The sequence below is a fragment of the Bradyrhizobium uaiense genome (genome assembly GCF_010811875.1).
GTDB lineage: Bacteria > Pseudomonadota > Alphaproteobacteria > Rhizobiales > Xanthobacteraceae > Bradyrhizobium > Bradyrhizobium uaiense.
In genome coordinates this window covers 1-502 of record NZ_VKHP01000580.1, presented here as the reverse complement: position 1 = coordinate 502, position 502 = coordinate 1, and the positions used below count along the sequence as shown (strand labels likewise).

Genomic DNA, 502 nt, shown 5'->3' with positions numbered 1-502 from the left:
TCGACATGTTCGTCGAGCACCGCTCGATCGAGTTCGGCATGGAGAAGAGCAAGATCCCCGGCGACGGCGTCGTCACCGGCTGGGGCACGGTCAACGGCCGCAAGACCTTCGTGTTCGCCAAGGACTTCACCGTGTTCGGCGGCTCGCTGTCGGAAACCCATGCGCTGAAGATCACAAAACTTCAGGACATGGCGATGAAGGCGAGGGCGCCGATCATCGGTCTCTATGACGCCGGCGGCGCGCGCATCCAGGAGGGCGTAGCGGCGCTCGCGGGCTATTCCTATGTATTCCGCCGCAACGTGCAGGCCTCGGGCGTGATCCCTCAGATCTCGGTCATCATGGGGCCCTGCGCCGGCGGCGACGTCTATTCGCCTGCGATGACCGACTTCATCTTCATGGTGAAGAACACCAGCTATATGTTCGTCACCGGTCCCGACGTGGTGAAGACCGTCACCAACGAGGTGGTGACCGCCGAGGAGCTCGGCGGCGCCTCGGTGCACGC

1 protein-coding gene is annotated in these 502 nt (G+C 63.5%); it reads left to right on the top strand.

Features of this window, described 5'->3' with window-relative positions; all coding sequences use genetic code 11:
* Positions 1–502, top strand: a 502-nt coding sequence (locus FNJ47_RS46580) for a carboxyl transferase domain-containing protein (RefSeq protein WP_283811399.1), incomplete at both ends; no start/stop codon positions are given.